Raw genomic sequence first — 25,861 nt, forward strand, 5'->3', positions numbered from 1 at the left:
ACCAGTGGACGCCGAACTGCGGATGATCGAGGGCAAGCCCGTGCTGCGCTTCGAGCGCAGGCTGCGGCACTCACCGGAGAAGGTCTGGCGGGTGGTCACCGAACCGGCCGAGATGAAGCACTGGTTCCCGGCCGAGGTCGAGATCGACGGCCAGAAGATGCGCTTCACGTTCCCGGAGTCGGCACCCGTCGACGCGGACGGCGGCGAGGGCGAGCTGCTCGAGTCCGACCCGCCGAAGGTCTTCGCCTTCCGCTGGATCAACGACGTGCTGCGCTTCGAGATCCTGCCGCGCGAGGACGGCTGCCTGCTGGTGTTCACCGCGGTGGTCACCAACAAGCTGTCCGTCGGTCGCGACGCCCCAGGCTGGACCACCTGCCTGGACGCACTGGTCGCCCACGCGGACGGCACGAAGTTCGAACCGCCGACGGACTGGCTGTCGCTCATCGAGCACTACATCGCGAAGTTCGGCCTCGACGAGGGCACCGACGAGCCCGCGGGCGTGCGATTCGTGCGCGATCTGGTCTGGAAACCGCTCGACGCCGTCTGGGAGCTGCTCACCGAAGGCACCGAGGACGCCGTGCCGGTCCGCGCCGCACATCCCGGTATCCAGCCGGGCAGGGTCACCCGGTCCGAGGCGCCGCGCCTGCTGGAGTACGAGTGGCTGCGGGACGGCGCACCGCAGGGCGTCGTGCGCTGGGAGTTCGACCACGTGCCGCTGCAGGGCACCACGGTCACGCTGGTCCAGGAGAACGCGCACGGCCCCGAGGCGCTCGCGGCCTGGCACGTGCACCTGGAGCTGTTCTTCGCGGCCACGCAGGGCGAGATCCGCGGCCCGTGGCCGGCGGAACGGGAGGAGGAACTGGTCAAGCGCTACGCCGAGCGTTGACTCCCCACCAGTGCGGGTCCGCGTGTCGAACGCGTGGTTCACCAACCGCCGCAACACGGACGGCAGCGAGTTCACAGCGACTCGCAACCCGGACGCGGCCGTCGCGCAACGGCCGCGTCAGCGGGTGTCACTCGTGCTGCACGCGGTCGACGAGGCAAGCCCAGTCCGGCGCGGAACGGCGGCCGAGCCGCTTCGCCGACCGGTGCTCGTGCTCGAGGACGGCCAGCCGCCGGTCCCGCGCGTCCGGTGCCAGGTCTTCGAGCCGCAGGATGTCGGCTGTCGAGAGGCGGAAGCTGACGAGCTTCGTCGAGTCGGTCTTCGCGATCGTCCACCAGCACGTCGCCGCCGCGTACTCGCAGCCGAGCCCGCGGAACTGGTCCTCGGCGTCGAGGAGGTCCTGCAGTGCTTCGGCCTTGTCCCGAGTGGCGAGCAGCAGGTCGGCGCGCACCTGCCTGGATCTGGCGACCACCTCGGGGAAGTCCGCGGTGGCGATGACCTCGGTGACGAACTCCTTGCCCTCGTTGTACTTCCGGGCGGCGAGGGACAGTCTCGCCTGCAGGACGGTGAGCCACTGGTACGGCTCGGTGCCGGGCGTCAGCAGTCCTTCAGCCAGCTGCGCGCGCTCCCACGCGGCCGTGAGCTCCTGGCGTTCTCGCGTCATCTCGTACCGCAGCAGCCGCTTTTCCGCGTCGAGCGAGGCGCACACCCCGACCTCCTCGCTCGTCGGACCGCAGATGGAGCGGAACAGCGTGGTCGCGAGGATCACCAGATGCTCGCAGTTGCGCAGGTAGAACTCGCGGTCGTACGGCAGCGCTTCCGCCGCCATGTGCAGGAAGACCCGCGCGTGGGCACGTTGCCCGCGGGCCGCCGTGTACAGGTCGCGGTACTTCTTCGCGATCTGCGTTCCCTCCTCGGCCACCGAGGCCGCCTGGCTGAAACGGTGCTCCCGCAACAGATGCCACGCCTGCCCCGAGACGAGGATCTTCGCCTTCAGCGTCCCCTCGCCCTTCAATGGCAACGTTGACGAGAGCGTCTTCAGGCACACCTCGGACAACCGGCTCACCAGCCGCACGTCGCCGTGCGCCTTGGCCACGCCCACGACCGAGTCGAACGCCCTGGCGAGTTCCAGATCCCCCTCGCCGTGCTCCACCAGATCGTGCGCAAGCCGGTAGGCCTGCACGGAGGACGGCCGGCTGGCCTCCAAGCCGGCCAGCATCATCCGGGTCTGGTGGAACCCCTCCGATTCGAAGTGCATCACGCCACCCCCGTTCCCCACCTCGAGCGCACCGAGACTACGCACCAGGTCCTCCTCTCCGTTGCGGGTGCTGGGATCGAAACGGTGGATCACCAGCTGCTGCAGGACGGACGGCAACGCGTTCGCGTCGATCTCCGGCGGCACCACCGGTAACACCGCGCAGCCGTGCGCGCCGCCGTGGTGGTAGATCTTGTGCCGCACCAGACCCGCTTCGTAGCGCACTCCCCTGCGCTCGACGAAGTCGTTGGACAGCAACGCTTTCAGGTAGTCGTCCGATACGATGACCAGAACCGTCCGGTCGCGGACGGCGGTCTCCATCCAGGCCGGAATGGACAGCGGGTGGATGATGGTGAGATCGCCGTCCCAGAGCACGTCGAAACCCCTGGCCCGCAACGCCTCCACCACCACCGAAGCCGCAGGGCCTCCATCGCTACTGCTGTAGCTAACGAATATGGCCATCGCAGCAACCCTTCCCGGCATGACTCACGAGGGGCTGGACGCGATCTCTGATGACGCTGAACATGGTGGGCCTCCTGCGGGTGCGGTCGCTCACCGGTCCGACTGGACCGGTGCGGCGAGGACCAATCACCCGAACGGGACCTGGATGGCGGCACTCATCAGGGTTCGAACGTCATACGCTGACGGACGGCGACATCGCCTCGCCTCATGGGACTTGGGGTTCGGTTGTGGGTTGCCATCGGACGGGTGGCTGTTGGCGCAGCCACCCGCCCGGCCTTGCGAATCAGGAACCTCCCAGCTCTGCAAGTCGTCGGTCGATCACCTTCGGGGTCTCACTGGCCGGCAACGCGAAGCGCTCCAGCTGGAGGAAGTAGTTCAGGTACTCCTTGAGCTCCGGCCCCGACGTCATCAGCTCGTCGCGGCCAGGATGTTCGAGCAGCAACGCGAAGTCCTCTTCGTCCTCGGAGAACTCGAGGACCGAGAACGAGCCCTTCATCGCCGGGTGGATGCCGGCCGAGAACGGCACGATCTGCACCGTCACGTGGTCCAGCGCCGTGACGTCCTTGATCCGCTGCAACTGCCTGCGGAGCACGCCCTCGGTGCCGATGACCCGGTGCAGGACCGACTCGTCGAGGATGATGAAGATCTCGGGCCCGTCCGGGTCCAGCACGGCCTGGCGGTGCATGCGGACCTCGACACCGCGTTCGACGACCTCATCCGGGTTCCCGAAGCTCTTGACCAGCGCGTGCGCGTAGTCCGGCGTCTGCAGCAGTCCGGAGACGACGTTGAGCTGAAGCTGCCGGATGCGGATGGCAGCGGTCTCCAGTTCGACGAACTTGGCGAACTGCTCACTGAACGAGCCTCGGTACTTCTCCATCCACGCCGACTTCGACTGCCGGATCGCCCTGGTCATCCCCACCATCTCGGCAACACGGGCGTCGTCCCGCACGCCGTAATGGAAGAGAAGTGCCTGAACGTCGGTGACGGAGATCTTGTTCTCCCCCTTTTCAATCCTGATCAGTTTCGAAACGGACCAGTCCATCGCTTCCGCGACAGCCTGCTGACTGAGACCGAGTCCGTCCCGCGTCTGCCTCAGCTCCGTGAGCAGTCGCTTCTGCAGAACGACGGGACTTTCCTTGCGGGGCAACACCCCTCCTCCCTCAATCTGCTAGGTAGCAGAATGGTAGCGCCCAATTGGAGGGGTTCCACAATGGTTGTCCACCAATTGACCAATTTCAGAGGGAGAGATACCAGTTGGAGGGGTGGCTGATCAAATCCAGCCACCCCTCCAGATGTCACCTGGTCAGTCAGATCAAGTGCAGACGAAGACCACGAACGCACGCCAGCCGGCCGCCGCGATCCAGAGCTGTGGGCCGGTGCGGTTCTTGGAGTCCCTGATCCTCACTACACGGCTGTCACCAGCGCATTCGACACAGTCGGCGCCGCCGCTACTGCCGCTGTACGAGCTGCGCTTCCACCTGAGCTCCGCCGCCATCGTCGACCTCCCGGCATGATCCCCGACCCGACAAGGCCAGCCCCGAGCCTAGGTGCGCCAAGTTGATCGAGACACCGCCAGAGGTGCGCCACCCGATGGTCAGAAAGGTGTCATTTCAAGGACACGCAAGCAGAAACCTGTTGGTACGACATGGAATCAGAGCGTGGCGAAGCGGTCAACACCCACGCCGGTGATCAGCAGGCGCTCCTTGCGGTTGCCCGTCAGCCGTTGCGTCCAGTCGACGAACCCACCGTCGCCGATTTCCACGCCACCGCGAAAAACCTTGAAGCACAAGCCCTTGTAGTACCCGGTGCGCCGCGACGGGTCAGGCGGCAACGAACCACGCAGCACCCCGAACCGCGGATCCAGCACAGTCACACGGATCTCAACGTCCCCGCAAGCCTCGCGCAGGAGCGCGACGTGCTCGGTGAAGTGCTGACGTTCAAAGGAAAGCGACCCGCGATCCCGCCCGGCAGACACGGCGGCGAACAACGTGAAGTGCGCGAACCTCCCCGCACCACTGAACAACTGCGCCCTCACCACGCGCTGCACCGCCGCGAGTCGCACGTCGTCCGGTCCGGACTGCCTGCGCAGAGCGGCTTCCAGCGCCAGCGCGTTGGTCGGATCCGCCGCGACCTCGGTGCCGCGAACGGTCGACAGCACGTTGTTCTGGTCCTGCTCGGCCACAACCGAACACGTCCCCAGCGGCGCCACGGGTGCGAGGCCCAGCACGGAGAACGACGGCGGCAACGCGCCCAGCAGCCGGTCCTCCGCCGCCCGCAACACCCCGAACGGCACCTCGGCGGGCGCCACGAACCGGTCGGAACGGTACTGCCGCAACACATCCGGCCCGGACAACGCACCCGCGCGCCGGCGCGTCAACGCGAGCAGCAAGGACGTGAGGTCGCTGCCCGGCAACGCGGCGAGCCGCTCCAGCGCCTCCTCGCCGCCCAACGACCGCAACACGCGCGTCAAGACACCCATGCCCACCATGATCCGCGTAACGGCCAACGGATTTCCGCAGTCGCGTGACTAGGGTCAAAGACCATGACCGATCCTCAAGCGATGCGAGAGGGCGAGTTGTGGGGCCGCAGGGCCGCGCAACGAGCCGCACTCGGCGCCAAGATGTCCACGCCCGCCTGGAAGACCGCCATCGAGCGCACCGGGATCACGACCGGCACCACGGTGCTCGACCTGGCCTGCGGCAGCGGCGAGTTCTGCGCCCTGGCAACGGAAGCGGGCGCGCACGCCACCGGAATCGACGCGTCGCACACCATGATCGAGCTGGCTCGCCAGGCCGCGCCACAAGCCGAGTTCCACGTCCGGACGCTGGGCGACCTGCCTTGGCAGGACGACACCTTCGACGTCGTGACGGCGTTCAACGCGCTGTTCTTCGCGGCTGATCCCGAGGAGGCGTTCGCCGAGGCGGTCCGGGTCAGCAGGAGCCACGTGGTCGTGTGCGACTGGCACCCCGAACACCCGAGCGACATCCTCACCATCGGGTGGGCCGTCCGCGGCCGTAGCGGACGCCGGCACGCGAAGACGCCGGAGCCGAGCGAGAAACTCACGATCGACATTCCCCAGGAGCATCCCGACGAGGCGACGATGCTGCGTGCCTTCCTGAGCACAGGCGGCTACCAGCGCATGATCGAGAGCGAGGGTGAAGAAAGTGTGGCGGCGAAGATCAGGGCCGCGGCAGAACCGTTCCGAACCCCAGACGGTCGCTATCGGCTGACCAACAAGTACCTGATGTCGGTCTTCCGCAAGAACGAGATCCCCAGAAAGTAGAAATCAGGCCGCGGCGAGGATCTCGTAGCCGGCCGTGGTGAGGGCTGCGGGGCCGGCAGTGGTGCTGATCAGGCCCGCAGAGGTCAGGCGCAGGCCGACGAACTGGTCGGCGCAGCACAGGCCGTCGACGAGCAGGAAGCTCCCGGAGATCTCGCAACGGCCGTCGGCAACGGCTCTGAGAACTGCGCGGTCGCGGTGTGTGAGCGATGAGGTGGTCATCTTCTTCTCCTAGCGGTAAAGCGTCTACTTACTGATACGTCGAAGAAGAAGGCTTCGGTTCGACATCATCGCAAGAGAATTCTGCGCGTACCCCCAGAAGACGTACGGCGCGGCCGTGTTCGAAGCGGTCCAGCACCACCAGCGCGGCCGCGGCCAGCTCGTCCGCGGAGGACGTCGGCGCAGGCAGCTTCATCGCGCGCACCTTCGTGAAGAACGGCACGAAGCGCACTTTCACGCCCACGCGCACGGCCGGTCGGCCCTCGGCGACCACGTCGACGGCGACCTGGTGGGCCAGCGCCACGACCTCACGCCGGATGTCCTCCAGCGAGGCGAGGTCCTGCTGGAAGGTCTTCTCGTGCGAACGTGACTTGATCACCCACGGTGTCGCACTCACGACCGTGTCGCCCGCACCGAGCGCCACGGTCCGGAAGTAGGGGCCCATCCGCGGGCCGAAGCGGGCGGCCAGGGCGTCCGCGGAGGCGGAAGCCAGGTCCGCGACCGTCAGCAGACCCAGCTCGGCCAGTTTGCGCTCGGTCTTCGCGCCGATGCCCCACAGCGCGGACGTCGGCCGGTGGCCCATCACCTCGGCCCAGTTCGCGCGGGTCAGCTCGAACACGCCGGCGGGCTTGCCGAACTCGGTCGCGATCTTGGCGCGCAGCTTGTTGTCGCCGATGCCCACCGAGCAGTGCAGCCCGGTCTCCGTCAGCACAGCGGCCTGCAGCGACCGAGCCAGCTCGAACGGATCGTCCACGGTGGCGCCCACGAACGCCTCGTCCCAGCCCATCACCTCGACGACGACCGGGAACGACCGCAGCACGGCCATCACGTCGGCCGACGCCGCCTCGTACAGGGCGTGGTCGGCGGGCAGGAAGATCGCGTCCGGCAGCTTCTTGAACGCGGTCCGCAGCGGCATGCCGGAGTGCACGCCGAACTCCCGTGCCTCGTAGGACGCCGTGGCCACGACGGCGCGCTCGGTCGGGTCGCCGTTGCCGCCCACCACCACGGGCTTGCCGCGCAACGACGGATCGCGCAGCACCTCGACCGCCGCGATGAACTGGTCGAGGTCCACGTGCAGGACCCAGTCCGCCATGCTGGACAGTATGAAACGGTCGGCCGGAATCCTGCTGTTCAGACGAACCACCCAGCTCGAGGTGCTGCTGGGGCACATGGGCGGCCCGTTCTGGGCCCGCAAGGACGCCGGCGCGTGGTCCGTGCCGAAGGGCGAGTACACCGACGACGAGACGCCTGAGCAGGCCGCGCGGCGTGAGTTCGAGGAAGAACTCGGGCTGCCGGTACCGGCGGGCGAGCTCGTTCCGCTCGGCGAGGCCAAGGGCTCCGGCAAGGTCATCACGGTGTGGGCGCTCGAGGGCGACCTCGACCCCGAGGCGGTCACGCCCGGCACGTTCGAGCTGGAGTGGCCGCCGAAGTCCGGTCAGCGCAAGACGTTCCCCGAGGTCGACCGGGTGCAGTGGTTCGGCGTGGAAGAGGCGAGCACGAAGATCGTCTCCGCGCAACGCCCCTTCCTCGAACGCCTTACGGCCAGATAGCCGCGACCCACTCCGGGTGGTCGATGAACGGGTTGCGGTTGTGCTGGTAGTTGCTGTCGATCAGGTCGTTGCGCTTCTTCTCGAAGTCGCTCGGCGGGTCGTCCTGGCTCCACTGCTTCAGGACCGAGAGCTTGCCCATGTACGGCGCGGTGCCGTTGTTGACCGAGTTGTTGAGCTCCAGGTTCGGGAAGCCGTCGGTGCCCTCGTAGCGCACGGCCATGTAGAAGATCATGCGTGCGACGTCGCCCTTCACGTCGGCGCGCGGCTCGAACGAGTCGCCGTCGTACTTGCTGTCCGGCGCCTCCGGAACCTGGGAGCCGCCCATGTCGAAGTCCAGGTTGCCGCGGGTCGCGTTCACGTTCACGTCCTCCGGCCTCAGGTGGTGGAGGTCGGTGCCGGGACCGGTGGCCGTGCCGAAGTCACCGTGCGACTTGGCCCAGACGTGCTCGCGGTTCCAGTTGTCGTTGCCGCCACCGTTCAGGGACTTCGCCCGCGAGATGCCGCTGTACAGCAGGATCACGTTGTTCGAGTTCTTCGGATCCTCGTCGGTGACCTTCAGCGCGTTCCAGACCGCGTCGTAGCTGAGCTTGGTCTGGTTCTTGATGATCCCGTTCAAGGCCGACTTCAACGTCGCGCCGGACTTGCCACAAGCGTTCTGGTAGTAGCCGTCGCAGGTCGTAGGCGGTGTCGAGGTAGGCGGTGTCGAAGTAGGTGGCGGTGTTGTGGTGGTGGCGAACGCGAACGCCGTGGACGAGGTCAGACCGGGGTGCGAGAAGTACGCGCTCAACGTGCCCGTCACGTCGATCTGCCTGCCCAGCAGCGACGGGTTGGACTTCATGCCCCACGACGCCCGGAACGTCGACGAGATCTGCACGTAGAGCATGCTCGACGTGTTGGTCTCGGACGCCGAGTCGGCGAGCGCCAGTGCGTAGTCGTTCGGATAACCCGAACGTAGGACGGTGGTCGTGGCCGTGGGCTGACCGACGACGTAGCCCCGAACGGTGTTCGACGTCCCGTTCTGCGTCGCGATCGCGTCGGCAACGGTGAACTGATCTGCTGCGACAGCGGCGGTCGACCCGTACAGGCCGACCGCCGCCAGCAAACCGACGACTAAAGCGAGTGGACTCCACCGCGCCATGAGCACTCCCCGATCGTGTGAATGTTGTGCACACGATCAGCGGAGATGGTCAACGCGCGGTAAACGCAATGTCACGGCACAAGGACGACCTTGCCCGTGGTCCTCCTCGACTCGACCAGCTCGTGCGCCTTCGCGGCGTCCGCGAGCGGCACCGCGTGGTCGATCTGCACCCTGAGCTGCGGCAACAGTGCCAGGTCGGCACCGGACGCGGAGAGGCTGCCGAAGAGCTCGAACCGGATGCCGAGGTCCACAGCTCGGTCAACGTCAAAACCCGGGTTGCCCGGAATGATCGACACGAGCACGCCGCCGGGCTTGATCACCTTGGCGGACCGCTCGGCGTACTCCCCGCCGATCGCGTCGAACACGACGTCCACCGGCTCGATCTCGGTGAAGTCCTGGTGCCGGTAGTCGATGACCTCGTCCACACCGAGCGAGCGCAGGAAGTCGTGCTTGGCCGCCGACGCCGTCCCGATCACGTACGCGCCACGCGCCTTGGCGATCTGCACCGCGACGTGCCCGACACCGCCCGCCGCCGCGTGGATGAGCACGCGCTGACCAGCGGAAACCTGACCGCGGCCGACGAGCGCCTGCCACGCCGTCAGCGCCACCATCGGCACCGCGCCCGCCTGCTCGACAGTCAGCCACGACGGCCGCGCAGCCACGTTGGAGGCGTTCACCGCGACATACTCGGCGTAGCCGCCACCCGCACCGGGGAACGGCAGCAGCCCGTAGACCTCGTCACCGGTCGCGAACCCCTCCACGCCCTCACCGAGTTGCTCGACGGTGCCCGCGACGTCCCAGCCCAGCGTGAACGGCGGCTCACCGAGCGCGGGGAACCCGCCGCCGCGGATGTAGGTGTCGACCGGGTTCACGCCCGCCGCACCCACCTTGACCAGCACCTGACCCGGTCCGGGCACTGGCTTCGCCACCTCCGCGACCTCCAGCACGGACGCGTCGCCAACGGTCTTCTGCGTGATGACTCGCATGATGATGATCCCCTCGATGTTCTCGACGGACACCATCTTGCAGTTAGCGCCAACTTCTAGAAAGTAGGCACTTCTTGGTAACTAACTCTCCCTCAGATACAGATCCCGGAGCAACGCGATCTCCGCGCAGTGGTGGATCACCTCCCGGTTGATGTGCAGCACCAGGGTCGCCATCGGTTCCTCGGCGAACGGTCCCTCGGCCGGACCGACCGGGAGCGAGAGGTCGGCCGTGCGCGCGCCGGCCATCCACGCCGCGTAGGCGTCGTCCAGCTGCTTCAGCGCGTCATCAGCGGTCATCGCGTACTGCCACGTCGCGTGATCAGCCGGCGGGCCGCCGAAGTGCGAAGCCGTGCGCATGGCGAACACGCCGACGATGATGTGCGCCATCCGCCACGCGATCGTGGTGACCGGCGTCGGTTCCGGCGCCGGGTACTGCCAGTCGATCGTGTTGTCCCGGCGGATCGTCCACACGTCGGGCACGGGCTCCCAGAAGTACTCCTCGTCGGTCAGCCCCTCCAGCCGCGGCCGCGCCTGCACCTTCCAGTGGAAGTCGAGCTGGTCTGTCAACTGCTTGTTCCAGTCCATGCCCTCGACGGTAAATCCGTTTGCGGACAACCACTGCCCTGGAAACACTCGGCCGGTGGAGATACGCACATCGCGCCCAGAAGACGTGGACCAGGTCGCGAAGCTCATCGTCTCGCGGATGGACCCGAGCGACGGCGTCGACGCGCGGCTGCTGATGACGGACCAGGACGCGGGCTGCGAGTGGGTCGCGGTCGCCGCCGACGGTGACCGGATCGTCTCCACGGCGACGTTGATGGACGAGACCGTGACGCTCGCCGGCGTCGACATCCCCGCCGGCCAGGTCGAACAGGTCGCCACCGATGTCGAGCACGAGGGCAAAGGCCTGGTGCGGCAGCTGATGGGCTGGGCGCACGACCGGTCCGCCGAGCGCGGTCACCTGCTCCAGATCATGATCGGCATCCCGTACTTCTACCGCCAGTTCGGCTACACCTACTCGATCCCGGTCAAGCAGACCAGGGCGCTCGCGACGTTGCCCGAACCCGTCGCGGGACACACACTCCGCCGCGCCGCCGAGGCGGACATCCCTGTCCTGCAACGCTTTCAGGACGACGCCCAGCAAGCCGCGGACCTGCGCATGGGTCACACCACGCCGTGCTGGCGCTGGCTGATCAACCGCACCGGCTCGACCACGTGGGTCGTCGAACGCGACGGCGTCCCGGTCGCCACCGGCCGCAGCACGCCGCCGGAAGAGGGCGACGTCGTGCTGGGCGAGATCGCCGGAGACGACCACGGCGTCACGGCGTTGCTGCGGCTGGTGAATCCGGCCCAGGTCGTCGAACGGCTACCGGTGCTGGAGCGGTTCCTCGCACCGCGCCGCCCCGGCCTGGAGCAGTACCTGGTCCGCATCCCGGACGTCCCCGCTCTGTTCGAACACCTGCGCCCGGTCTTCACGAAACGCCTGCGGGGCCACGAACCCACCGACGTGCTGCTCGGCTTCTACCGCACGCACGTCCGCTTCCGCTGGGACGGCGAGGTGATCGGCCCGTACGAGTGGGGCGGCACGATGACGGGCCCTGGCGAGGAAGGCGGGGCCGGCATCGCACCGGACCTCCTCGCACCGCTGTTGTTCGGTCCGCACGGCATCGACGGACTGCGCCGCTGGTACACCGACGTCTACCCCGGCCCGCACTTCGACCTGATGAACGCGCTGTTCCCACCGGTCACGAGCGACCTGCTGACGTTCTACCTGCCGTAGTAGTCCCCTGACGCGTTCCGTGCTAATAAACCGAGCGCTCGGTCTAGTATTGGGGCGCATGACGACTGTGCAGGAGAGCGCGGCGGTCCGGTACGGCATCTGGGTGCTGTGCCCGGTGCTGGGAGCCGCCGCGGTGTGGGGGCTCAAGCTGGCAGCCGGGTGGATCACGACCTTGGGGTGGTTCCCGTTCCAGGGCGTGTTCGAGCTGGTCACGGACATTCCCGAACCGTGGGTGACGGTCGCGGCGCTCGCGATCGGCGCCGTCGGCGGCGGTGTGCTCGCGTTGCTCTGGGCGGCCGAGATGCTGTTCGTCGAGATCTCGCACGACCGGGTCACGCTCAGGAAGGACGACAAGACGTTCGACTTCGCCCGCAACGAGGTCGAGTCGGCGTTCGCGGACGGCAAGCAGCTCGTCCTGCTGTCGCCGAGCGGCGCCGAACTGGTCCGCGAGACCTCCGATCTCAGCAGGACCAAGCTCGAACAGGCTTTCACCGGCCAGGGGTACCGCTGGCACGCCGCCGACCCGTTCGCGAACGAGTTCCGGCTGTGGGTCGAGCACGCGCCGGAGCTGCCAGCGGACGTGAACGCGCTGTTCACGGCCCGCAGGAAGGCCATCGCGAAGTACGAGCACGAGGAGGCCGCAGAATTGGGGCGGGAGATCCGCAAACGCGGGGTCTACGTCAGGGACCAGAAAAAGAGGCAGTACTACAGGTGCGAACGGTAGATCCGGCCAAGCACGCCGCGAAGAAGAGACACATCACCGACACCGCGGCCGGCCTGTTCGCGGCAAAGGGCTTCGACCGGACGACCGTCGCCGAGATCTGCAAGGCCGCCGACATCAGCACCGGCAGCCTGTTCCACTACTTCCCCACCAAGCGGGCGATCTTCCGCGAGATCTTCGAGCAGGACGGCGCCGACAACGCGGCGATGTTCGCCAGGGCCCGCGAGCTCAGCCCGTGGGACGGCGTGCTGATGATGGTCGACCACCTGTGCGTGCCCGCGCTGGACCGGTCCGTGGCCGGGCTGGTGCTGGAGGTGGTGACGCAGGCCAGCCGCGATCCGGAACTGTGGGAGCTGGTCGGCCGCAACGAGCAGGTGGTCCGCGACGAGCTGGCCGTTCTGCTGCAGCGGGCACACGACGCCGGCCAGATCGCGCTCCCGGTGGACGCCCGGACGGCGGCGACGTGGGCGCAGGGACTGGTCGACGGCCTGTTCGGCAGGCTGATCGACCCGGACTTCGACGCGACCGGACAGGTGAGCACCCTCCGGTTGATCCTTTCCCGATTCGTGGGTGCTCAAGCACCATGAGGTCATGGCTTACGACGTCGCCGCGGTCCGCGCCCACTTCCCGGCGTTGCGCGAGGGTGCCGCGCACTTCGACGGACCCGGCGGCGCGCAGGTGCCCGACGTCGTCGGCGACGCGGTCAGGGAGACGCTGACCTCGGCGATCGCGAACCGCGGCAGCGTGACGGCCGCCGAACGCCGGGCCGAGGAGATCGTCCGGACCGCGCGCCGGACGATGAGCGAGTTCCTCAACGCGGGCAGCATCGTGTTCGGCCGCAGCATGACCCAGCTGACCTACGACTTCGCCCGCACGCTGTCGAAGAACTGGCGGCCGGGCGACGAGATCATCGTGACCAGGATCGACCACGACGCGAACATCCGGCCGTGGGTGCAGGCGGCAGAGGCGGCCAGGGCCACGGTGCGCTGGGCGCCGTTCGACCGGACGACCGGCGAGCTGCCCGTCGAGTCGGTGACGAAGCTGCTGTCGGACCGCACCCGCGTCGTGGCGATCACGGCGGCGTCGAACCTGCTCGGCACCCGTCCGGACGTGGCGGAGATCGCGCGGGCGGCGCACGAGATGGCGGCGTTCGTCTACGTCGACGGCGTGCACTACACAGCGCACGTGCCGGTCGACGTCGAGGCGATGGACGCGGACTTCTTCGTGTGCTCGCCGTACAAGTTCCTCGGCCCGCACCTCGGCGTGCTGGCGGCCGCACCGGAGCTGCTGGAGACGCTGCGACCGGACAAGCTGCTGCCGTCGACGAACGCCGTGCCGGAACGGTTCGAGCTGGGCACGCTGCCCTACGAGCTGCTGGCCGGGACGACCGCGGCGGTGGAGTTCATGCGCGGGCTGGACGGGCTGGAGGAGCACGAACAGGGGTTGCGCCACCAGCTGGAGTCCGGGCTGCAGGAGCTGGGCGTGCGCGTCTACAGCAAGGCCTCGCAACGGACCCCGACCGTGCTGTTCTCCGTCGACGGGCTCGACCCGGCCGAGGTGTACCGCAGGCTCGGCGCTGAGGGCGTGAACGCGCCCGCAGGCCACTTCTACGCGATCGAGTGCTCGCGGTGGCTCGGGCTGGGCGACAAGGGCGCGGTGCGGGCGGGCATCGCGCCGTACACCGACGAGTCCGATGTGGACCGTCTGCTCAAGGCCGTGGCCCGGCTCAGATGAACAGGATCAGGCCGAGGTAGATCAGTCCGACCACCACGCCGATGTTGAGCCGGCGGGTCACGCGTTCGCCGGTGTGGTCGGCGATCAACGACCGGGCGCGGGCCCACATCAGCTTCTCGCCCGCCCTCTCGTCCGGCAGGTGCGGAGTCGTGATCACGTCGCCGTGCGGGCCGAACGCGAGCATGAGCTGCGGACCGGATCGACGGACTCCGTGCAGCTGCGACCACGGCACGCGATAGGTCCACACGCCCGTGTAGAGGAACACGGCTGTGTGGTCGAGCCGCATCAACGGCTGGAACCTGTTCACCGCGGAGAGCAGGAACTGCCCGCCGATCAGACCGAGCAGGATCAGGCTCGGGTAGTACTTCATCGCGATCAACGCACCGGCCGCGGCCAGCAGGAACACCACGCCCTCCGTGCGCCGCCGATCACCCGGCCACATCGCGTGCGGCAGCTCGACCGGCGTGCCCGCGGTGACCGGTTCGCCCGGCAGGTGTGCACTGTGGACGGTGTGCCGCGGACGCACCCGGCTGAGCGTGCTGGTCGCGACCACCTCGCCCTCGACCAGCAGCGCGACCTGACCGCCGTGGTGCCACTCCCCCGCGACCAGCACCTCCGCCGGGTCGAGCTGCATCGGCGGGTCCTCCTCGCCGCGCCACACCCGGCCGAACTGCTCGGTGTCGTGGTAGAGCGGCTCCTCCAGCCCGAGATCGGCGAGCGTGGTGACGGTGGCGATGTCCTGCTTGTTGTGCCGCAACAGGATCCGGCGCGGGCCGATCGGGTGCGCCTGCAGCCGGATCGCCTTGACCGGACCCGTCCACAGCGCGCGGCGGCGGCGTTCCCGCACGGCCAGCACGATCGCGAGGAACACGGTCGCGCCGCCGAGCGTCAGCCACCACGTGACGTCGTCGGGTTCGTTGACCATCCGCACCCAGGCGCCGTCCGCGAACACCGGCACGGTGTCGCCGACGTGGTACGTCTCCGGTGCGAGCGGCTCGAACGCGGTGCGCTGCCGGTCCGGCAGCTCCACCCACACCTCGTAGGTGTTCTTGATCTCGACGACCTCGGCCTCGACCCGGCTGGCCTTCGCGACGTGCTGCTCGATCTCGCTGTTGGAGAGGTCGTACTGCACGAACGTCAGGAACCCGAAGACCACCAGCAGCACGGCGATGATGCGGAGAACTCCGCGCGGCGGCGGCATGTCCGGCAACGAAACGATCGTCGCACCCGCTGCCTCGTGCTGATCGACACGTGACCTGATGGTCCACGCCGCCACCAGCGCACACGCACCGGCGTGCAGACCGAACGCGAGGTTCGCCACCGCACTGCCGTCAAGCACGATGTCCAGCACACCGAACAACACGCCCATTGCGCAGCCGGTGAGGACACGGCCGAACATCAACAGCAACGGTGTGGCGAGCAGCGGCACCACGGCGAGAGAGAACAGCGGGTCCGGGACGCACGGCTGTGCGGTTGTGCACGGTGTCTCGTTCGCGCTCGCCGCGAAGTAGAAAGCGACGATCCAGCCACCGACGAGCCCGACCTTGGTCACCCACCACGGAACCGCGGCCGCCTGCCACCGCTGGACGTTCATGTGCGGATCATGGCACGACCATTGCTCCGAACGGTGTGATTCCCGGCTAACGAAGTGGGTATCCGCAGGTCACTTCACTGAGGAGGTACACGTGCTGGCAATCATCGCTGCGGTGGCGTTCGGCCTCGCCCTGCTGTTCGACCTCGCGGACGTGTCGCTCGGGAGCGCGATCACCACTGGCACCCTCGTCACGCTCGGGTTGCTGCTCCTCGCGCTGCACCTGGCCGGTGTCGGCACCGGTAGCCGTTCGTGGAGCTGGCGCCGTGCCCGCAGGTAAGACGGTCGACCGCCCCACCAAGTTGTCCAAGGGCGCTTGGTGGGGCGTTCTCAAACGGACGGTCAAGGAGTTCAACGACGACAACCTGACGGACTGGGCCGGTGCGCTCACCTACTACGCGGTGCTGTCGTTGTTCCCCGGTCTCATCGTGCTGACGTCCGTGCTCGCGCTGCTCGGCGACACGACGACGCAGGAGCTGCTGAAGTACGTCGACCAGGTCGCCCCCGGTGAGGCGGGCGAGCTGGTGAAGTCGTCCATCGGCGAGCTGCGGAAGGGCCAGAGCACCGCCGGACTGCTCGGCATCATCGCTCTGCTGACCGCGTTCTGGACGGCGTCGGGCTACCTCGGCGCGTTCATGCGCGCGTGCAACGCCGTGTACGACGTCGAAGAAGGCCGGCCGTTCTGGAAGACGGTGCCGTTGCGGCTGCTGTTGACGCTGGGGTCGGTGGTGCTGGTGTCGCTCACGCTGGGCGCGCTCGTGCTGACCGGCGGCGTCGCGGACACGGTCGGCAACGCGATCGGGCTCGGCGACACGGTCGTCACCGTGTGGGACATCGTGAAGTGGCCGGTCATCCTGCTGTTGGTGAGCCTCGCGTTCGCGGTGCTGTACTGGGCGGCGCCGAACGTCCGGCAGCCCGGCTTCCGCTGGGTCACCCCCGGCAGCCTGCTCGCGATCGTGCTGTGGGCGCTCGCGACCGTCGGTTTCGCGATCTACGTGGCGAACTTCGCCTCCTACAACAAGACCTACGGCTCGCTCGGTGGCGTCATCGTCTTCCTGGTGTGGCTGTGGATCTCGAACATCGCCGTGCTGCTCGGCGCCGAGTTCGACGCGGAACTGGAGCGCGGCCGCCGGCTCGCGCAGGGCGAGCAGGACGCCTCACCCGAGCCGCGTGATCTCCCCGGGTAGCTCGGCCTCGACCGCGATCCACTTGCCGTCCGGCCCGGCCTCGATGCGCTCGCTCGTGTCGCCGGGCACCAGCACCCACAACTGGTCCTTCGTGGACAGCCACACCACGCCGATGCCGTCGGCGCGTGAACTCGTGGCGTACTCGTAAGACTTGCGGAACACGTCACCGCCGTCGCGGTCGGTCACCCACACCTCGCTCGCGCTCTCGGCGTGCGCGATGAACTTCCCGCTCGGTGACGCCTTGGGCGCGCCGGGCCGGGCGAACCGGTCCTCGCGGTCGCTGCCGCAGCCGGTGAGGACGAGGAGGAGGGCGGCCAGTGCCGCCAACAGCCTCATGTCAGCTCGAAAACGGGATAGTCGCCGGCCCTGGCCAGCAGCGTTTCCAGCGGTGTCGAGGCGTCCAAGCCGGGGAAGAACTGCTTGACCTGCGAGTGCCAGCGCCGCAGGTAGGCCTGGATGATCACCGGCTTGGCCTCGTCCGGCAGCTCGACCGCCTGGAAGGTCTGGACGAACTTGCCGCGCCGCAACTCACCGGACCTGACCACGCGCAGGTTGCGGACCCACTGCGTGGTGCCGCGCGGCGCGAGCAGGTAACGGGTGCCGTCGAGGTCCAGCAGGTTCACCGGCGTGCTGTACCACCTGCCGCTCTTGCGGCCTTGCACGGACAGGGTGCGCATGCCCTTGGGCCCCACCCCGAGCTTCACGAGACCGCCAACGAGCTTGTTCGCGAACCGCTCGAACCCGGTGGGACGAGAATTGCCGTGCGTCATACCGCCAAAGGTAGCCAGCTTGATCGTCCGGGTGGGACGTTCCCGCGGACTTTTACGACTCTGTGCCCCGACCGGGATCTCGCGTTGAGGAGCACAGGCTTCAGGCACCGCGCAACGGGCGGGTGCGGTCGCTGCCGAACTGGCGTCACCAGTCCTGGGCGCCTAGTTCCCCAGAACGTGGCATCGGGACGCGAAACAAACAACCCACGCACGGCATACCGGATGGTTGCGCGAGCAGTTCGGCCTCACCGCGGTGGATGAGTTCGCCGCAGTACGCGGTGAGCGCGTGCGGCGTGTGGTCGTCGTCATCGGGCATGGGTACGAGGTGGCACGTGCGTTGTGTCTCTCCTACGACACCCGCACGCTTGCGGACCAGCAATACCGGCATGCGCGCTCCCGTTCGTTCTTGAGTGCTCATGCCTTCACCTCGGCGTCGTCCACCACACACACGACGGCGTGTGTGGTGGCGTAGAACCTGAGCCGGTATGGGCCCGAGTTCCGCTCTGCCACCGCCGCGCAGAACTTCTCGGCGCTGACCTCGTCCGATCGCGGCGTTCGTTCGGCTAGGTCGATCACACCTAGATCGTGCGGGCCGCAGGAGGAAATCGGGAGGGTTACAGACGATTTACAGCTCTCGTATGCGGAACTCGCATACGCGGCTCAACGCAGGTGGGTGACCTCGGCGGCGAGTTCGGCGATCGCCGGCGACGCGGCCCACGGGTCGAGCTTGTCCAGCTCGTTCACGATCAGCTGCGAGCCCGTGGCGCGGGCCAGGTCGAGCGCCGCGAACCCGAAGTTGACGGCCTGTTCCACGTCGCCGCTGGCCGCGTACGCGTAGGCGAGCCTGGCCGTGTGGACGCCCTGCTCCCACTGGCAGATGCCGCCCCACCTGGGCATGAGGTCCGTGTAGGCGGTGATGGCGTGCCGGTGGTCGGCGAGGTCGACCATGCTGGCGGCGCGCTGCATCTGCACGTGCAGCTCGGTGAAGCAGTAGCCGATGGAGTACTCGTCGGTCTGCGACCGTTGCGCGGCGAGCACCAGCGACTGCGAGAGGTCGAACCGCGGCATGCACGCGTCCTGGCCCGCCCGCGCGAGACCGCGGGCCTCCTGCCGCAACGCCATCGCGCGCACGATCGGGCTCAGCCCGGTCTCGCGCTGGGCGGCGCGGGCCAGGCCGATGACGCGGTCGTCGTCGCCCTCGACCTCGGCGAGCTGGCTCATCCGCACGTAGCAGTACGCGACGACGTCCCGGTCGTCCGCCGCCTGGCCTTGTTCGAGAGCGCGCGACGTCCATGCGCCCGCACCGCGCAAGTCGCCTGTCTCCTCGTGCAGCCAGCCGTAGAACTCGGCGTACATCGCGCCCGTGCCGAGCAACCTCCGACGGACGTCGCCACGCGCGTTGCGGCGCAGTACGTCGATGAAGTCGTACATGCTGCGCACGGCGGGCATGAGCGCACCGGTGCCGCGCCAGTTGTGCGCGTCGTTGACGATCCTGCGCAGCACGAGAAGCTGGCTCACGGCGTCGTCGGCCAACGCGCCGCTGCCGTTCGCCGCACCGAAGACCGCGGAGGCGCACAACGCCATCAGCGCCTTGCCCTCCATGCCCACGACCAGGTCTTTCGCCACCGCGTCCAGCCCGCCGGCACCGAGCCTGCGCGCCTCGCCCGACCGCATCGGCACCGTGCGGTCGATCAGCCCGAGCAGATGTGCGGGAATGCCGAGCAGTTGCTGGAGCGTGCGCAGGACGCGCATGTCGTAGGCGATGTTGCTGCCGGCCTCCAGGCGGGAGATCGCCGACTGGGAGAACCCCGCGAGAGTGCCCAGCTCGTCCTGACGCAGGCCGTGCGCCTTGCGCGCGATCGCGACCACGGCGCCGGGAGACTCCGCGGCGACCGCGTCCTGCACTTCCCGCGACTCCCAGACGGCGGGCGGCAGCATCGGCAGCGGCCCGTCCGGGACGACGACGGCGTTCTTAGCTGGGTTGCTCAACCTCAACGCCTCCCACACTCAGCTCGCCATCATGCCGGTCCCCGCGATTTCGCTCCACCTCGTCTCCCGAGGAGCCCGCACCGACTATCCTGCGCGCGTGATCAAGGACTTCGGGGCCGGCGTCGCTCTGCTGCTGCGCGGGTTCAGGCTGGTGTTCAGCTCGCCCAAGCGCGTGCTCGTCGGAGCGCTGCCCGCGGTCATCACCGCGGTGTTGATGATCACCGGCTGGGTGCTGCTGTTCCTGTACATCGACTCGATCGCCGACTGGCTCACCGGGTTCGCGGACTCGTGGAGCGACACCTGGCAGAGCGTCGTCGAGGTCGCGGTCGGAATTTCGGTGATCGCGGTGGTCCTCGGCCTGAGCGTGCTGCTGTTCACCGCGATCACGCTCATGGTCGGCGGCCCGTTCTACGAGTACATCGCCGAGGAGGTCGAGGACGAGCTCGGCGGCGTGCCCGAGGCCGAGCAGGTCGGCTGGTGGCGCGGGTTCCTGGTGGGGCTGCGCGGCACGCTGCTGCTGGTCGGCGTCTCGATCCTGTTCGCGATCCCGTTGTTCTTCTGCGGGTTCATCCCGGTCGTCGGGCAGACCGTGGTGCCGGTCCTGGCCGTGTGCATCAACGGCTACCTGCTCGGGATCGAGCTGACCGGCATCCCGTTCACGCGCCGCGGTCGTTCGTTCAAGCAGCGCAGGAAGATCCTCGCGACCCGGCGGTCGATGGTGCTCGGGTTCGCCGTGCCCGCCTACCTGCTGTGCCTGATCCCGCTGGCCGCGATCATCGTCATCCCGGCGGCGATGGCAGGCGGCACGGTGCTCGCGCACCGCCTGCTCAACGGGGACCGCGCTACTGCGTGAACGGCAGCCAGGCCTGCTGCGCCAGGCCGTTGCGCGCGTTGACCTGCACGCCCGCCGTGGAGATCGACCACAGCTGGTCGCCGATCACCATCGTGCGCCTGGCACCGCCGCCGTAGTTCTGGCTGGACGGTTCGACGATCTTGCCGGTCTCGCGCACCTGGTTGCCCTCGACCCTCAGCACCAGCGAGGCGACCTCGTAGTTCGTCTTGTACTGCGACACCGGGACGACGAGCGTGCCGTCCTGGGGCCAGTACAGGAACGCGTGCGGGTCGAACTGGGCCTCGGAGTTCGAGTTCGGCAGGTGGTACTGGGCGAGCCGTTGCGGTGACGCGGGGTTGCTCACGTCGAACAACGACACCTGCGTGCCGGTGGTGCGGCCCTGATCGGTCGCCTCCTGGCCGACCCCGATCAGCTTGCCGTCGCCGGCGGGGTGCAGGTAGGCGGAGAAGCCGTTGATCTTCAGCTCGCCCATCACCCTGGGCTGCCCGGGATCGCTCAGGTCCAGCGTGTAGAGCGGGTCGGTCTGCCGGAACGTGACGACGTAACCCATCTTGCCGATGAACCGCACGCTGTAGATGCGCTCACCCTTGCCGAGACCGCCGGTCTGACCGACCTTGGTCAGCTCGTTTCCGTTGCGGCGCAAAGTGGTGACGAAGCTTTCCGACGGTTGCTGTTGCTGCGGCGGCGCGATATCGCCCATGCGCCAGCAACAACGCGTCTCCGTTCCCGTTGTCGTGGCCACGCGGAGAACGCCGTCGTGCTCGGACAACGAGTACTGGTTCAGCAGCGTGCCACCGACATCGCCGGACGCGACGTGCTTGGGCGGGCCGGACTGGCTGATGTCGAACTGGTGGATGGCGGTGGTGATCGGCCGCTGCGCCGGTGGTTTGCCGGGGAGTTCGGGCAGCAGGCGGTGGTCGTCGGCGATGTAGAGGCTGCGGTCGGTGCCGTAGACGGTGTCGCCGTCGGCCACGATCGAGACCGGCTGGCCGGTGCCGAGCTGACCGGACAGCTCGAACGTGAGCACGGTCAGCATCGACGCCGCCGAGTGCACGACGGGGTGGCTGACGTTCGCGCAGTCGACGAGGCTGCCGCTCGACCTGGCGCCGTTCTGGTTCAGCTCGTAGCGCGGCAGCCACGTGCCGATCGGCTCGCTCTGCAGGATCTCCTTGTTGCGCCGCGACGCTCCCGCTTCGTTGATCGTCTCGTCCGGGTAGACCCACGGCATGCGGGGCTGCGAGCGGACGACGACGCGGGCGGTGCCGCCGATCTGGCGGGCGTCGAGGTAGAAGCCGTCGGTCTTGAGGCTGCCGATCTCCTTGAGCGCCTTGAGATCGACGAGGACCAGCTCGGTGCCGGACTCGGCGACGTACGGGCGGTCGGGCGGGAGCACGGGCTTTTCCATGATCGGGCCCTGGTTCTCCGCGACCACCAGCGCGCGGTCACCGGAGACCAGCAGCTGGCTCGCGTGCCGCTGGCCGAGATCGACGGTGCCGGTGATGCTCCTGCTCGCCACGTCGATCACGCGCAGCTTGCCGTCCGCGATGGAGAAGACGCGTTTTCCGTCCGTCTTCACGATGTCCGGCTCGTCGACGCCCTGCTCGTGGACGTTCGTCGTCGAGTGCTCCTGCTGCTGTTCTGGCGGCGTGGCGGCCCTCGCGTCGGGCATGGCCTTCGGCGCGACACCCGCGCTGTTGTCCGTCGCCATGCCTTCGGCGTACATGATGGGACGGCCCCCGAGGCCGTACGCGCTGACGTACGGCGCCATGGCGTTGCGCAGCTCGGTCAGTGCGTTGTCGCACGAGTCGAACGCGACCAGACGCACCGGCCCGTAGTCCACGATCGGTGGTGGCGTGAGGGTTTCGTCCCTCACCGCGGAGCTCACACTCACTCCGGCGACGACCAGCACGGCGGCGCCGGCCAACAGCTTTCTGCCGTTCATGCCACCAGGACGTAAGCAAGGCCGGGAAGGGTTGCGCGCCCTTCCCGGCCTTGTTCTCAGTTGTTACAGCTGTGCCTGGATCTGCGTCGCGTAGGTCGAGACGCGGGTGTAGACGCCGGGGATGCCGGGGTCGGCGCAGCCATCGCCCCACGACGTGATGCCGATCAGCTTGCCACCGGCCACGAGCGGGCCACCGGAGTCGCCCTGGCAGGTGTCGGTGCCGCCCTGGGTGTATCCGGCGCACACCATGGCCGTGGCGATGAAGCGGCTGCCGTAGGCGCTGGCGCAGGTGGAGTTGCTGGTCAGCGGCACGGTGGCCTTGAGCAGGTAGCGCGAGGCCGAACCGCCGGACGAGGTGTCACCCCAGCCGAGGATCGTCGAGCTGGTGCCCGCCGCGTACAGCCCGGTGTCCGCGCTCGTCGCGAACTTGATCGGGGTCTGCGACAGGTTGCGGTCGAGCGTGAGCACCGACACGTCGTAGCCGCGGGTCACGTCGGTGTAGCTCGGGTGGATCCAGATCTTCGTGACGCGGGCGACGGTGCCCGCGGTGGAGTTCTTGTCGTCCCGGCCGGCCACGACGCGGACCGCGGAGGCGGAGTCGCCCACGGTGCAGTGCGCGGCGGTGACGACCTTGTTGGGAGCGACGAGCGTGCCACCGCAGTACTGGAAGCCGCTGCTGGTCGCGAGGTAGACGACCCAGGGGTAGGTGGACGTGCTCGCGCGCGTGCCGCCCACGACCTGGGTCCCGAACTCACCGTCGGTGGTCGGGGTTGGAGCTGCTTCGGCCACGCTGACGCACGCCATCGACAGCGTCGCCGCTGCCAGTGCCGCACCCAGCCATGACCGGAGGCGGTGCAGGGTTGCCGCCATGATCATCTCCTTGTTCGGTTGTGTCCCCCGGTTGCAGGGCCGGAGGTTGTTTACAGATCAACAGAGGATTTCGAGACGGGCAAGGGCTGGTCCGCGTAGGCCATTCGGCCGCGCCCACACGCGCGTGATTGGATCGAGCGCGAACAATCCCGTTCCGAGAGGAAGTTGTGATGGCCCCCACGAAGCCTGAGGTCGACCCGCACGACGGCCCGGCGCCCGCCGACCTGCTGATCGAGGACATCACCGTTGGCGACGGTGCGGAGGCCACGGCCGGTCAGTTCGTGTCCGTGCACTACGTCGGCGTCTCGCACTCGACCGGCGAGCAGTTCGACGCGTCCTGGGACCGCGGCGAGGCGTTCCAGTTCCCGCTCGGCGGCGGCCGCGTCATCGCCGGCTGGGACCAGGGTGTTCAGGGCATGAAGGTCGGCGGCCGCCGCAAGCTGGTCATCCCGCCGCACCTGGGCTACGGCGCGCGCGGCGCCGGCGGCGTGATCAAGCCCAACGAGACGCTGATCTTCGTCGTCGACCTGCTGGGCGTGAACTAGTCCACATGACTTGACGGCGTCCCACTGCTCCGATCGGTGGGACGCCGTTGGTCTGCACGGCCGATTTGACCCGTGGGCGGAACGAGATCGGATCCGGCTGCGTCATCCTTTGAGTCCGCTGCCGCTGTGGGAGGGAATAACCGGTGCCCGAGGACATCGCCGGGTCCGAGCAGATGCTCGCGAACTGGAACCAGAACATCCAGGAACGCGCCGCGCGCTATCAGGAGATGGCGACGCGCGTGCAGGGGATGACGATCTCCGAGCGCTCGCCGGACGGTTCCATCGAGATCCTGGTCGGGTCCAACGGGATCCTGCAGAACCTCGTGATCAACGAGTCGGCCGCCGGCAAGCGCATGTCCGAGATCAGCGGCGAGATCATGAAGCTGCTGCAGCGCGCGCAGTCCCGGATTCCCGAACTGCTGCAGGAAGCCATGGCCGAGACCATCGGCACGCAGGACGAGACGGCCAACGTGTTGTTCAACGAGGCCAAGAAGAACTTCCCGGCACCGCCCGCGGAAGAGGCCGGTCGCACGCCGTACGACCGCAACGAGATGAACTTCCGAGTCGAGGACGACGCGCCGCCTCCCCCGAGGCCGGCCGCGCCGCCGCCGCCTCGCCGCCGTCCCCCGTCGGACGACGACGACTTCGGCGGAGAGTCCGTGCTCTCCTGATCTTTCTGTCCGCTGCTCGAACTTGAGGGGGCTCGATGTCTTCCGGTTTCCACGTCACGTCGGACGTGTTGGAAGCGCACGCCAAGGCCCTGGAGGGCCTGCACGGGCGGTTGCAGGGAGCGCTGGACGCGGCGAACACCGTGTCGATGCCGACCGACGCGTACGGGATCATCTGCCAGCCGTTCCGCATGTTGCTCGACCCCGTTGAGCAGTGGGGCATGAACGCGTTGAAGGGCGTCGCCGAGGCGATGGACAACACCGCGAAGAAGGTCACCGAGACCGCGAAGCACTACCAAGAGGTCGAGGACCAGATCACCAAGTCGCTGAAGGGCTTCTGATGTCCACACCGAACCCGTTGGTGGCACAGGCCCCGGCAGCGCCGTCCGGTTTCTTCAACGCCGGCACCGGTGACAACGGCTGGGCGACCGGTTTCTCCATCGCCGACTCCGCGGTCGACGCCTACAAGGGCATCTCCGAGGGCAGCTGGATCGAGGGCGGCCTCGGCGTCGTCGGTCTCGTGGCGGACGCCGCCTCGATGGCGATCGACCCGTTCGGCACCCTGCTGTCCTCCGCGGCCTCGTTCCTGATGGAGCACATGCAGCCGTTGAAGGAGGCGCTGGACTGGCTGGCGGGCGACCCGCCGGTGATCCAGTCGTACTCCACGACGTGGGGCAACGTCTCGGCCGAGCTCGGAAAGGTCGCCGCGGACTACAAGGCCGCCGTCGACCAGACCGCGTCGTGGTCGGGCGCCGCCGGTGACGCCTACCGCAAGGCCGCGGGCGAGCAGCTGGACGCGCTGTCCGGCGCCGCCTCCACCGCGGGTTCGGTCGGCACCGTGGTCGGCGTGATGGGCATGGTCGTCGGGTTCGTGCGCGAGATGGTGCGCGACCTGATCGCCGACTTGGTCGCGAAGCTGATCACGTGGGTCCTCGAAGCCGTCTTCACGCTGGGCTTCGGCACGCCGGTGATCGTCGCGCAGGCCGTCACCGCGATCTCCAAGTGGGCCACCAGGATCGGCGAGCTGATCCAGAAGCTCATCAAGACCATCAAGAAGGTCTCGCCGCTGCTGGGCAAGCTGGTCGAGATCTTCACGAAGATCATGAAGGTCGTCGGCAAGCTGGTCGGCAAGGTGACCGGCCTCGACGTGATCTCCACGAAGTCCATCAAGCCCGGCGGCCTGTTCCACCGCACCGACGCGCCGGACCTCTCGCCTTCTGGCGGGCACGGCTCGCCTTCGTCTTCGTCCTCCCCGGACAGCTCGCCTTCGTCCACTCCGGACAGCTCGTCGCCGTCGTCCTCCCCCGACAGCTCTCCGTCGTCGCCGTCCTCTCCGGACAGCTCTCCGTCTTCGCCGTCCTCGTCGTCGCCCTCTTCGCCTTCGTCGACGCCGGACGCGCCAAGTCCTTCCCGGACACCGGACAGCTCGTCGCCGTCG

General features: G+C 68.1%; 30 protein-coding genes. 14 read left to right on the forward strand and 16 right to left on the reverse strand.

The genetic code is table 11. The features are described from left to right. Positions 1–4: 4 nt before the first annotated feature. Positions 5–886, forward strand: coding sequence for an SRPBCC domain-containing protein (locus B0F77_RS17675; RefSeq protein WP_245848340.1), 882 nt, complete (start codon positions 5–7; stop codon positions 884–886). Between the two features lie 127 nt (positions 887–1,013). Here the strand turns inward: B0F77_RS17675 and B0F77_RS17680 are convergent, their stop codons facing one another. The 4 genes from B0F77_RS17680 to B0F77_RS17695 form a co-directional block, all read right to left on the reverse strand. Then, on the reverse strand, positions 1,014–2,600 hold the full coding sequence (locus tag B0F77_RS17680) for a TIR domain-containing protein (RefSeq protein ID WP_158102731.1): 1,587 nt from the start codon (positions 2,598–2,600) through the stop codon (positions 1,014–1,016). Positions 2,601–2,883: 283 nt separating this feature from the next. After that, entirely contained in the window at positions 2,884–3,747 is an 864-nt protein-coding gene (locus B0F77_RS17685) for a helix-turn-helix domain-containing protein (protein ID WP_158102732.1), read from the reverse strand. 165 nt (positions 3,748–3,912) lie between these two features. Then, the gene (locus tag B0F77_RS17690) at positions 3,913–4,095 is read right to left on the reverse strand and encodes a DUF397 domain-containing protein (protein ID WP_086664005.1); all 183 of its coding nucleotides are present in this window, start codon (positions 4,093–4,095) and stop codon (positions 3,913–3,915) included. 156 nt (positions 4,096–4,251) lie between these two features. Continuing rightward, positions 4,252–5,079, reverse strand: a complete 828-nt coding sequence (locus B0F77_RS17695) for a hypothetical protein (RefSeq protein WP_143466789.1) — start codon at positions 5,077–5,079, stop codon at positions 4,252–4,254. Positions 5,080–5,142: 63 nt separating this feature from the next. On the opposite strand from B0F77_RS17695, the gene B0F77_RS17700 reads away from it, so the two are divergent. Then, positions 5,143–5,883: a class I SAM-dependent methyltransferase gene (locus B0F77_RS17700; RefSeq protein ID WP_086664007.1), complete on the forward strand. Its 741-nt coding sequence runs from the start codon at positions 5,143–5,145 to the stop codon at positions 5,881–5,883. Between the two features lie 3 nt (positions 5,884–5,886). Here B0F77_RS17700 and B0F77_RS17705 read toward each other — a convergent pair whose 3' ends face one another. Both B0F77_RS17705 and B0F77_RS17710 read right to left on the reverse strand, forming a co-directional pair. After that, positions 5,887–6,102, reverse strand: a complete 216-nt coding sequence (locus tag B0F77_RS17705) for a hypothetical protein (RefSeq protein WP_086664008.1) — start codon at positions 6,100–6,102, stop codon at positions 5,887–5,889. Between the two features lie 28 nt (positions 6,103–6,130). Next, positions 6,131–7,192: a DNA polymerase IV gene (locus B0F77_RS17710; RefSeq protein ID WP_086664009.1), complete on the reverse strand. Its 1,062-nt coding sequence runs from the start codon at positions 7,190–7,192 to the stop codon at positions 6,131–6,133. 10 nt (positions 7,193–7,202) lie between these two features. On the opposite strand from B0F77_RS17710, the gene B0F77_RS17715 reads away from it, so the two are divergent. Next, the gene (locus tag B0F77_RS17715) at positions 7,203–7,649 is read left to right on the forward strand and encodes an NUDIX hydrolase (RefSeq protein ID WP_245848341.1); all 447 of its coding nucleotides are present in this window, start codon (positions 7,203–7,205) and stop codon (positions 7,647–7,649) included. On the opposite strand, the gene B0F77_RS50885 is transcribed toward B0F77_RS17715, so the two are convergent. The 3 genes from B0F77_RS50885 to B0F77_RS17730 form a co-directional block, all read right to left on the reverse strand. After that, positions 7,636–8,787, reverse strand: coding sequence for an endonuclease (locus B0F77_RS50885; RefSeq protein WP_086664035.1), 1,152 nt, complete (start codon positions 8,785–8,787; stop codon positions 7,636–7,638). The two genes, B0F77_RS17715 and B0F77_RS50885, sit on opposite strands and share 14 nt — an antisense overlap. A gap of 71 nt (positions 8,788–8,858) precedes the next feature. Then, positions 8,859–9,773: an NADP-dependent oxidoreductase gene (locus B0F77_RS17725; RefSeq protein ID WP_211293845.1), complete on the reverse strand. Its 915-nt coding sequence runs from the start codon at positions 9,771–9,773 to the stop codon at positions 8,859–8,861. An 81-nt stretch (positions 9,774–9,854) separates the two neighbouring features. Beyond that, entirely contained in the window at positions 9,855–10,358 is a 504-nt protein-coding gene (locus B0F77_RS17730) for a DinB family protein (RefSeq protein WP_086664011.1), read from the reverse strand. Between the two features lie 55 nt (positions 10,359–10,413). On the opposite strand from B0F77_RS17730, the gene B0F77_RS17735 reads away from it, so the two are divergent. From B0F77_RS17735 to B0F77_RS17750, 4 genes are read left to right on the forward strand one after another with little or no spacing between them, the layout of a single operon-like run. Then, the gene (locus B0F77_RS17735) at positions 10,414–11,553 is read left to right on the forward strand and encodes a GNAT family N-acetyltransferase (protein ID WP_245848343.1); all 1,140 of its coding nucleotides are present in this window, start codon (positions 10,414–10,416) and stop codon (positions 11,551–11,553) included. A gap of 58 nt (positions 11,554–11,611) precedes the next feature. After that, positions 11,612–12,277 (forward strand): YqeB family protein, encoded by a 666-nt coding sequence (locus tag B0F77_RS17740; protein ID WP_086664013.1) that lies wholly within the window; start codon positions 11,612–11,614, stop codon positions 12,275–12,277. Continuing rightward, positions 12,265–12,861, forward strand: a complete 597-nt coding sequence (locus B0F77_RS17745; protein ID WP_086664014.1) for a TetR/AcrR family transcriptional regulator — start codon at positions 12,265–12,267, stop codon at positions 12,859–12,861. Before B0F77_RS17740 ends, B0F77_RS17745 begins: the two co-directional genes overlap by 13 nt. Before the next feature lie 4 nt (positions 12,862–12,865). Further along, positions 12,866–14,008: a cysteine desulfurase-like protein gene (locus tag B0F77_RS17750; protein WP_086664037.1), complete on the forward strand. Its 1,143-nt coding sequence runs from the start codon at positions 12,866–12,868 to the stop codon at positions 14,006–14,008. Here B0F77_RS17750 and B0F77_RS17755 read toward each other — a convergent pair. Further along, positions 14,001–15,602: a hypothetical protein gene (locus B0F77_RS17755; protein ID WP_086664015.1), complete on the reverse strand. Its 1,602-nt coding sequence runs from the start codon at positions 15,600–15,602 to the stop codon at positions 14,001–14,003. The two genes, B0F77_RS17750 and B0F77_RS17755, sit on opposite strands and share 8 nt — an antisense overlap. A 91-nt stretch (positions 15,603–15,693) precedes the next feature. Between B0F77_RS17755 and B0F77_RS17760 the strand changes: the two genes are divergently transcribed. Together B0F77_RS17760 and B0F77_RS17765 are read left to right on the forward strand one after the other, a co-directional pair. After that, positions 15,694–15,879: a hypothetical protein gene (locus B0F77_RS17760; RefSeq protein ID WP_086664016.1), complete on the forward strand. Its 186-nt coding sequence runs from the start codon at positions 15,694–15,696 to the stop codon at positions 15,877–15,879. Continuing rightward, positions 15,866–16,786 (forward strand): YihY/virulence factor BrkB family protein, encoded by a 921-nt coding sequence (locus B0F77_RS17765; protein ID WP_245848345.1) that lies wholly within the window; start codon positions 15,866–15,868, stop codon positions 16,784–16,786. The genes B0F77_RS17760 and B0F77_RS17765 overlap by 14 nt, the downstream gene beginning before the upstream one ends. On the opposite strand, the gene B0F77_RS17770 is transcribed toward B0F77_RS17765, so the two are convergent. The 4 genes from B0F77_RS17770 to B0F77_RS17785 form a co-directional block, all read right to left on the reverse strand. Further along, entirely contained in the window at positions 16,757–17,122 is a 366-nt protein-coding gene (locus tag B0F77_RS17770) for a TolB-like translocation protein (protein WP_086664018.1), read from the reverse strand. The genes B0F77_RS17765 and B0F77_RS17770 overlap by 30 nt on opposite strands. After that, positions 17,119–17,556 carry a nitroreductase/quinone reductase family protein gene (locus tag B0F77_RS17775; protein WP_086664019.1) on the reverse strand — a complete coding sequence of 146 codons (438 nt, stop codon included), beginning with the start codon at positions 17,554–17,556 and terminating at the stop codon, positions 17,119–17,121. The genes B0F77_RS17770 and B0F77_RS17775 overlap by 4 nt, the downstream gene beginning before the upstream one ends. 414 nt (positions 17,557–17,970) lie before the next feature. Continuing rightward, the gene (locus B0F77_RS47925; RefSeq protein WP_158102733.1) at positions 17,971–18,132 is read right to left on the reverse strand and encodes a hypothetical protein; all 162 of its coding nucleotides are present in this window, start codon (positions 18,130–18,132) and stop codon (positions 17,971–17,973) included. Positions 18,133–18,216: 84 nt separating this feature from the next. Then, positions 18,217–19,545 (reverse strand): helix-turn-helix domain-containing protein, encoded by a 1,329-nt coding sequence (locus tag B0F77_RS17785; protein WP_086664021.1) that lies wholly within the window; start codon positions 19,543–19,545, stop codon positions 18,217–18,219. Between the two features lie 97 nt (positions 19,546–19,642). Here B0F77_RS17785 and B0F77_RS17790 point away from each other — a divergent pair, with 97 nt between their 5' ends. Next, a complete protein-coding gene (locus tag B0F77_RS17790) occupies positions 19,643–20,398 on the forward strand; it encodes an EI24 domain-containing protein (protein ID WP_086664038.1) in 756 nt (251 codons plus the stop codon). Here the strand turns inward: B0F77_RS17790 and B0F77_RS17795 are convergent. Beyond that, positions 20,388–22,340: a beta-propeller domain-containing protein gene (locus B0F77_RS17795; RefSeq protein WP_086664022.1), complete on the reverse strand. Its 1,953-nt coding sequence runs from the start codon at positions 22,338–22,340 to the stop codon at positions 20,388–20,390. The two genes, B0F77_RS17790 and B0F77_RS17795, sit on opposite strands and share 11 nt — an antisense overlap. A gap of 63 nt (positions 22,341–22,403) precedes the next feature. Beyond that, positions 22,404–23,210 (reverse strand): S1 family peptidase, encoded by an 807-nt coding sequence (locus B0F77_RS17800; protein WP_086664039.1) that lies wholly within the window; start codon positions 23,208–23,210, stop codon positions 22,404–22,406. Positions 23,211–23,380: 170 nt separating this feature from the next. On the opposite strand from B0F77_RS17800, the gene B0F77_RS17805 reads away from it, so the two are divergent. The 4 genes from B0F77_RS17805 to B0F77_RS47930 all read left to right on the forward strand — a co-directional run. After that, the gene (locus B0F77_RS17805; RefSeq protein ID WP_030466535.1) at positions 23,381–23,755 is read left to right on the forward strand and encodes an FKBP-type peptidyl-prolyl cis-trans isomerase; all 375 of its coding nucleotides are present in this window, start codon (positions 23,381–23,383) and stop codon (positions 23,753–23,755) included. A 143-nt stretch (positions 23,756–23,898) separates the two neighbouring features. Next, entirely contained in the window at positions 23,899–24,426 is a 528-nt protein-coding gene (locus tag B0F77_RS17810) for a YbaB/EbfC family nucleoid-associated protein (protein WP_086664023.1), read from the forward strand. A gap of 35 nt (positions 24,427–24,461) precedes the next feature. Continuing rightward, positions 24,462–24,764: a type VII secretion target gene (locus B0F77_RS17815; protein WP_086664024.1), complete on the forward strand. Its 303-nt coding sequence runs from the start codon at positions 24,462–24,464 to the stop codon at positions 24,762–24,764. After that, on the forward strand, positions 24,764–25,861 hold a 1,098-nt coding region (locus B0F77_RS47930), incomplete at its 3' end, for a WXG100 family type VII secretion target (RefSeq protein ID WP_425435669.1). The genes B0F77_RS17815 and B0F77_RS47930, both read left to right, overlap by 1 nt.

This window comes from Lentzea kentuckyensis (assembly GCF_002150765.1).
In the GTDB taxonomy this organism is placed as follows: Bacteria; Actinomycetota; Actinomycetes; order Mycobacteriales; family Pseudonocardiaceae; genus Lentzea; species Lentzea kentuckyensis.

Bases quoted from the DNA above. Each gene is read 5' to 3' on its own strand.
- B0F77_RS17680 (WP_158102731.1), bottom strand. From the start codon at position 2,600: ATGGCCATATTCGTTAGCTACAGCAGTAGCGATGGAGGCCCTGCGGCT.
- B0F77_RS17690 (WP_086664005.1), bottom strand. From the start codon at position 4,095: ATGGCGGCGGAGCTCAGGTGGAAGCGCAGCTCGTACAGCGGCAGTAGC.
- B0F77_RS17695 (WP_143466789.1), bottom strand. From the start codon at position 5,079: ATGGGTGTCTTGACGCGCGTGTTGCGGTCGTTGGGCGGCGAGGAGGCG.
- B0F77_RS17700 (WP_086664007.1), top strand. From the start codon at position 5,143: ATGACCGATCCTCAAGCGATGCGAGAGGGCGAGTTGTGGGGCCGCAGG.
- B0F77_RS17705 (WP_086664008.1), bottom strand. From the start codon at position 6,102: ATGACCACCTCATCGCTCACACACCGCGACCGCGCAGTTCTCAGAGCC.
- B0F77_RS17710 (WP_086664009.1), bottom strand. From the start codon at position 7,192: ATGGCGGACTGGGTCCTGCACGTGGACCTCGACCAGTTCATCGCGGCG.
- B0F77_RS17715 (WP_245848341.1), top strand. From the start codon at position 7,203: ATGAAACGGTCGGCCGGAATCCTGCTGTTCAGACGAACCACCCAGCTC.
- B0F77_RS50885 (WP_086664035.1), bottom strand. From the start codon at position 8,787: ATGGCGCGGTGGAGTCCACTCGCTTTAGTCGTCGGTTTGCTGGCGGCG.
- B0F77_RS17725 (WP_211293845.1), bottom strand. From the start codon at position 9,773: ATGCGAGTCATCACGCAGAAGACCGTTGGCGACGCGTCCGTGCTGGAG.
- B0F77_RS17730 (WP_086664011.1), bottom strand. From the start codon at position 10,358: ATGGACTGGAACAAGCAGTTGACAGACCAGCTCGACTTCCACTGGAAG.
- B0F77_RS17740 (WP_086664013.1), top strand. From the start codon at position 11,612: ATGACGACTGTGCAGGAGAGCGCGGCGGTCCGGTACGGCATCTGGGTG.
- B0F77_RS17750 (WP_086664037.1), top strand. From the start codon at position 12,866: ATGGCTTACGACGTCGCCGCGGTCCGCGCCCACTTCCCGGCGTTGCGC.
- B0F77_RS17755 (WP_086664015.1), bottom strand. From the start codon at position 15,602: ATGAACGTCCAGCGGTGGCAGGCGGCCGCGGTTCCGTGGTGGGTGACC.
- B0F77_RS17770 (WP_086664018.1), bottom strand. From the start codon at position 17,122: ATGAGGCTGTTGGCGGCACTGGCCGCCCTCCTCCTCGTCCTCACCGGC.
- B0F77_RS17775 (WP_086664019.1), bottom strand. From the start codon at position 17,556: ATGACGCACGGCAATTCTCGTCCCACCGGGTTCGAGCGGTTCGCGAAC.
- B0F77_RS17795 (WP_086664022.1), bottom strand. From the start codon at position 22,340: ATGAACGGCAGAAAGCTGTTGGCCGGCGCCGCCGTGCTGGTCGTCGCC.
- B0F77_RS17800 (WP_086664039.1), bottom strand. From the start codon at position 23,210: ATGGCGGCAACCCTGCACCGCCTCCGGTCATGGCTGGGTGCGGCACTG.
- B0F77_RS17805 (WP_030466535.1), top strand. From the start codon at position 23,381: ATGGCCCCCACGAAGCCTGAGGTCGACCCGCACGACGGCCCGGCGCCC.
- B0F77_RS17815 (WP_086664024.1), top strand. From the start codon at position 24,462: ATGTCTTCCGGTTTCCACGTCACGTCGGACGTGTTGGAAGCGCACGCC.